5 protein-coding genes are annotated in these 3844 nt (G+C 39.5%); all 5 read left to right on the forward strand.

What is annotated here, in order from left to right; all coding sequences use genetic code 11:
- The coding region (locus tag KBF71_08940; GenBank protein ID MBP9878437.1) for an HNH/ENDO VII family nuclease at positions 1-630 on the forward strand (630 nt) is incomplete at its 5' end.
- On the forward strand, positions 627-1148 hold the full coding sequence (locus KBF71_08945; protein ID MBP9878438.1) for an SMI1/KNR4 family protein: 522 nt from the start codon (positions 627-629) through the stop codon (positions 1146-1148). The genes KBF71_08940 and KBF71_08945, both read left to right, overlap by 4 nt.
- 121 nt (positions 1149-1269) lie before the next feature.
- The gene (locus KBF71_08950; GenBank protein ID MBP9878439.1) at positions 1270-2094 is read left to right on the forward strand and encodes an AHH domain-containing protein; all 825 of its coding nucleotides are present in this window, start codon (positions 1270-1272) and stop codon (positions 2092-2094) included.
- An 11-nt stretch (positions 2095-2105) separates the two neighbouring features.
- Positions 2106-2963 carry a hypothetical protein gene (locus tag KBF71_08955; protein MBP9878440.1) on the forward strand — a complete coding sequence of 286 codons (858 nt, stop codon included), beginning with the start codon at positions 2106-2108 and terminating at the stop codon, positions 2961-2963.
- A 63-nt stretch (positions 2964-3026) separates the two neighbouring features.
- A partial coding sequence (locus KBF71_08960) for a hypothetical protein (protein MBP9878441.1) occupies positions 3027-3844 on the forward strand: 818 nt, incomplete at its 3' end.

Consider the following 3844-nt stretch of genomic DNA (forward strand, 5'->3'; position numbering starts at 1 on the left):
AAAGCTGTTCATGGCGTTGTTACAAAATCAGTCACAAGGATTTTACACAGCAAATATGGCCAAGCGGCAGTCAAAGCCGGCGGAGAGCTCGTTGATGCTGCAAGCAGCAAGGTTCAGAATTTATCGAAGCGTGTTGCGGATTCGAGTCTTGTCAAAGGCGCAGGGAAAAAGCTTGAGGATTGGAGTGTTTCAAAGGGCGGAAAAGGCATTGTTCAGCAGACTGAAAAGGGTGTTGACTTATCTCCGAGAGTTAAGCAGAATCATTGGAATGATGTTGATCATTTCACAGCTCATGGACAAACAAACAAGGTTTATAAACGTGATGATTTGATTGATTTGAATAGGGTTGATGAGATGGGACGCACTAATTTCCAGAGAATGCAGAAGGGATTAGCACCGAAAGGCCCTGATGGCGAGCCTATGAATTTGCACCATATGTTACAAACAAAAAATGGTCCAATTGCTGAAGTGACAGATACTTTTCATAAGGAGTATAAAAGAATAATACACATTAATCCATCATCAACTCCCTCTGGTATTTACAGACCTGAATTTGATAGATGGAGAAATCAATATTGGAAAGAAAGAGCTCGTGAGTTCTCAGATCAATTGAAAGGAATACCAGAATGAGTACAAAAATCTTACAACATGCAATTGATCTGATGTATGCAAATTTTCTTGAAGATGATATCGATTTTGTAGGACCGCTTTCTATACAAACTATTGATTCAGCAGAGAAAATTCTTGAAGTTAAATTTCCGGAGTCTTATAAAGCTTTTTTATTAATCTTAGGTTGTGGAAACTTTAGTTACAAAGAATTTAATGGATTGGTCCGCGATGAGATTTTCTCTAATACAAATTTGGGAGCTGCAGGTTCTTTGAACATAGTGTGGCATCAATTAAAGAATAGAGCAGAATATAATCTGCCCTTACAAATTATTCAAATTTATCATTTAGGTGATGGCTCATATTATGCTCTCGATCTTTCACAAATGAACGCTGAAGGTGAATGTCCTGTCGTATATTGGCCTTTAGATGGCTATGAAGCGACTCCTAAACTTGAAATTGTTGCAAAAGATTTTGGCGAATTTTTTTTGAATATGGTTCTTGAAGAGATTAAGAATCAAAAGAGAAAGGATGGTGCATAGTTTCGTAGAAGCAATCTCCAGCAAAGAGGCTTGTGATTTTTCGTAAATAGCAACCAATGCTGCGGGCAATGCAGCAGAGAATAACTTTGTTCCGGTTCTTGTCGCGGGCGCTGTTATTGCCATGCAAATTGCAACCGCTATTGATGTTGCAACCAATTGCTATGAGTTCAAAGTGGCGATGGATAAGGGCGATGTCGATGGAGCTATTGCAGCCGGCGTTGCGATTGGCATGGCAGCTGTTCCAGGACAAAAGCTCATCCCTGCGCCTTTACGAAAAGCTGTTCATGGCGTTGTCACAAAATCAGTCACAAAGATTTTACACAGCAAATATGGCCAAGCTGCCGTCAAAGCCGGCGGAGAACTTGTTGATGCTGCAAGTGGTAAGGTTCAGAGTTTGACTCAGAAGGCAGCCAATTCCAAAGCTGGACAATTTGTTCAAAAGAAGATCGGTGACAGAGCTGTTAAACAAGCTGAACAGAGCATTGAACATAAAGTAATTAAGGAAACTCCTATAGTGAATCGTGGTAAAGATGGTAAAATCAAAAGCATTGACGATACTCAGATTCATCACATTGTTCCACAAGAATTGAAAGATCACACATTACTGAAGGAAGTTGGTTTTGATTTTGATCAGCGCAAAAATTTAATGTTTTTACCAACTAAAAAAGGTTCTTCAACACTAAATGTGCAAAGATCTATTCATGAAGGACGTCATATGCGTGAAGTAAAGGAAGGAATTTTAGAATCATTAGACGGTATTTCTATGAAGAGAACCTTGTATGGATGGTCAAACGAGCAAACACTTCATGCAATTCAGAAAGAAATAATCACTCCACAAAGATACCTTCTAAAAATAGGTAAGTTGCCTTTAAATAAAGTCCATCAGCCTCAAGCTGCTGAAGAGTTTAACAGATTAATGATGTTAAGACAATTAAATAAAAAATAAAGAGGATAGTAATGACAAATAAAAATGAAAAAAATATTGAACCGCTATTCATTTATGATAAAGGTGGACCTAATAAAAGGCATATTTTGAAATATAATGCGTTTGAAGCGCCAAAGTCTTTTAATATTTTTGATTTAAAAAGAAATCAAAAAATGGATGAAACAAAATATGACATTATCTTTGGCATTAAAACCCAACCAGATGATTTTACAAAGTATGATTTCTTGCGTTGTTATGATGGTTCGCCTCTTATTGTGCATCAAAGAGTTTTGGATGTATTGAAGTCAGAATGCCCTAATGATTTTCAGGCCTTTCCTGTTGTAATTAAAAATTTTGATAAGAAGGATCCATCTTTTGAGAATCATGATTATTATGCGATTAATGTTTTAAATGAGGTTGATTGTATTAATCGACAGAAATCCGACTTATTTTATAAGAGTGAGGAAGATTTAGCACATGATTGGTTTGAGATAAAACGTTTAGTATTTAATGAGCAAGGAATTGGTTCTAATTGTTTGGTGTTTTTGTACAGGACACGACGTTACCTTATCCATCCAGCACTCGCTGCAAAACTCAGAAAATGCAAGGGTGTTGAATTTAGGACCGCGGAACAAGAGTATCCAGGACACCCAACGCCCGGGGAATATATTAAATATCGATATGAAGAGGACACTGACAAAAGTTTAGAAGCTTTGAGGCAACTTATGATTTCTCTCTTTAATCCTGTTATTCTTAAAAGGTTCAGAGAAACTTACAAGCCTGATCAAGAAGAAGCTATGCTCAAAGGCATTGAGCTTCTTAAAGCCCGCTCTAAAATGTATGATGCTGAATGCGCAGAGCTGATTACCTTCATGGAATCAAAAAGGTAAGATCCCTCTTAAAATCTGAAGATAGACTACACAAACCTTACTGCTTGTGCGCAAAATGGTGCAGTGCGTCAGGGTGTTCAAACAGCAGCTGATGTTGCCTTCTCAGGTGAATCTCTTGGTGAGGCTCTCAAGCACAATGCGCCCATGGTCATGATTGATGCCGTTCAGGGCTATGTGGCACAGCGCATTGGTGAATGGCATCATGGTACTGAAGAGGAATTCATCGCTGCTCAAGATGAAAGACTTGAGCAATCAAATGGCGACATTGAGAGCATCATCTTCACAGCTCAAGAGACCTCTCTTCTCGATAGTATAACGCATAAGCTCATGCACTCAGTTTTAGGTGCAGGGATTGCAGCTATTCAACATGAGGATATCGCAGCAGGGGCTATTGCCGCTCCTTTAGGTGAGATGATCTCTGAGACATATGGCAAATATCAAAAAAGCCAAATCCAACAAGATTACAAAGATGGCAAGATCTCAGTGCGTGAGGTCTCAGAGCGACTCTCAAATGCAAAAGTGAGCGCAGTCGAAGTTGCTAAAGTCGGCACAGCTGTTGCAGCTCTTTTCACTGGCCGAGATGTGAATACAGCAACCAATGCTGCGGGCAATGCAGCAGAGAATAACTTTGTGCCAGTTCTTGTCGCGGGCGCTGTTATTGCCATGCAAATTGCAACCGTTGTTGATGTTGCAACCAATTGCTATGAATTCAAAGTAGCGATGGATAAGGGCGATGTCGATGGAGCCATTGCAGCCGGTGTTGCAGTTGGAATGGCTGCCGTTCCAGGACAAAAACTAATCCCTGCGCCTTTACGAAAAGCTGTTCATGGCGTTGTTACAAAATCAGTCACAAGGATTTTACACAGCAAATATGGCCAAGC

It is taken from the genome of Alphaproteobacteria bacterium (assembly GCA_018063245.1).
Classification (GTDB): domain Bacteria; phylum Pseudomonadota; class Alphaproteobacteria; order JAGPBS01; family JAGPBS01; genus JAGPBS01.